This is a genomic window from Haloarcula sp. JP-Z28 (assembly GCF_011440255.1).
Lineage (GTDB): Archaea > Halobacteriota > Halobacteria > Halobacteriales > Haloarculaceae > Haloarcula > Haloarcula marismortui.
In genome coordinates, this window is sequence record NZ_JAAOHT010000144.1 from 1 (window position 1) to 2,300 (window position 2,300).

The 2,300-nt window shown below is 50.8% G+C and carries 1 protein-coding gene and 1 pseudogene; both read left to right on the forward strand.

The genetic code is table 11. The features are described 5' to 3' along the window. A pseudogene (locus tag G9463_RS23540) lies at positions 1 to 134 on the forward strand (IS1595 family transposase); the annotation flags it as partial. A gap of 400 nt (positions 135 to 534) precedes the next feature. Continuing rightward, a complete protein-coding gene (locus G9463_RS23545) occupies positions 535 to 1,779 on the forward strand; it encodes a Cdc6/Cdc18 family protein (RefSeq protein WP_004965595.1) in 1,245 nt (414 codons plus the stop codon). Positions 1,780 to 2,300: the final 521 nt, after the last annotated feature.

Sequence of the window (2,300 nt, forward strand, 5' to 3'; positions counted from 1 at the left end):
GGTGGCTCTCGCCCCATCGAGGAGTGTCAAAGGACAAGCTAACACCGTATCTCAGAGCCTTTCAGCTCCGCTGCGAACTCTACAGAAAACCAGGTGACGAAGCGCTCAAACATGCTCTTGATGCTGCCCTCTGAAAATCAACAACGTGCTTCACAAGAGCGATAGGAGATAACACTCCCACCCCACTTTGTCCGCTGTTCTTCAAGCAGGACGGGAAGGGAACGCAGAAACGGCAACATTTGAATTGAAATCTTGTTTGTCTAGACTAGGTATGCTCTCAAGTAATACTATAGTGCTCTCTTCTACAGCTATCAAATTACATTACGGTCTAGCTCTCTGCAGACCATAATAAACCTTTCCCTAATATATAGGTTCTCTCTCTCACCCCCTCCCACCCTTCTCTAGTTACTGCGGACATAGTGGGGTGGGAGGGTCCCCCCACTCGTTTATAATAAAAAAGAACAGCGGACACTGCGGACACTGCGGACAGGGGTGGTTTTATATGGATTCCTTCCAATACGTCAAGCAACGACTATGGGGATGTTCGAACGTGACACCGAGATCTACTTGGATCGGGATGCCCTCCGAGAGGATTACCAGCCTGAGAACCTTGTCGGGCGTGATACTGAGCTAAACCGGTATCGAGCTGCGCTTCAACCCGTAATCAACGGTGAGCAGCCCAACAATATCTTCTTGTACGGTAAAACGGGGGTCGGGAAGACTGCTGGTACGCGGTATCTAATCGACCATCTCGAAGAAGACGCAGCAAAGTACGAGGATATCGATCTCACGGTGAAGATGTTAAACTGTGACGGCCTCTCCAGTAGCTATCAAATCGCTACCCGACTCGTCAACGAATTCAGGGACGAAACGAGCCAGATCAGTACGACGGGATATCCGCGCGCGACAGTGTATGATATGCTCTGGACCGAACTCGACTCCTGTGGTGGCACTATCTATATCGTTCTTGACGAAGTCGATCACATCGAAGACGACAGTATCCTCTATCAACTTCCACGTGCGCGAGCAAACGACAACCTGAGCTCTGCGAAGATCGGTATCATCGGTATCTCGAACGATTTCTCTTTCCGCGATGACCTCTCCCCGAAGGTCAAGAGCTCACTCTGTGAAGAGGAAATCCAGTTCCCCGCATACGACGCGAAGGAGTTGATACAGATCCTGCAACAACGCGCTGATGTAGCGTTTCACGACGGCGTCCTCGAAGACGGTGTCATCGAACTGTGCGCTGCTTACGGCGCGAAAGACGCCGGTGACGCACGACAGTCACTTGACTTGCTGATGAAAACGGGCGACCTGGCCCGCGACAAAGACACAGACACGATCTCGGAAGACCTTGTTCGAGAGGCACGTGACGTTCTGGAACGGGGTCGGATTCAAGAGGGTATTTCGGGACTCACCCAACACGGTCATCTAGTGGTATACGCTATGGTTACACTTGATCAGGAAGGGAAGACGCCGGCCCGGACACGGGATATCAGACCACGATACACGAACTTCGCCGAAAAGGCAGGGATTGACCCGCTCGTTCCACGCCGGATGCGTGACCACCTCGGTGAGCTGTCGATGTTAGGTATTATTTCGGCAATCGAACGGAACGAGGGACGGCGTGGTGGGACCTATCGCGAGTACTCTCTCGAGATGGACCCGGAAATGATTCTTGCAGCGCTTGAGAAGACTGTTGACGATGTTGGAATCCACAAATCTGTCACCAACCTTGTCGATGCCGAAGCGACGCTTTCGGACTTCCAGTCCACGTAGGAACGGCGGACATGGTGGTGTCGGAACCGACCGATACAGGGTGGTTCTCAGGATATAGAACAGCGGACACAGTGGTGTGGTCGCCGACGATTGAACTCTTCTGTATTTACCTCAGTAGCGCGAAGAACTCCGGACACAGTGGTGTTCAACAGTGACGACTCTTCTGTTGATGGGATAATATTTCCTGTGAAATCTACTGATATTGCTTTTGAGAATCAAATACGTGTGATAGTTGTAATTAACACCATCTTTCAGGCAAGAATGGCTGAATAGTGGTTTTCTACGTCAAATGATTGCTTCCTCGAAAACCAGAGACAATCCGCCTATCACGTGAATCGGACCTCTCATCTAAATCATCGCGTAAAGCCTCTCCTTGCACAGTATCACAGGCCAGACTATTGCAGCCTGTCGACGTACGGTCGCTTGATGGGTGGCAACTTTCCAACCCAATGATGGGAAATTCTGCGATTGATTGTCAGTAAAATATTCACACAAGGACGCTATTGGGCCAGATACCCTGC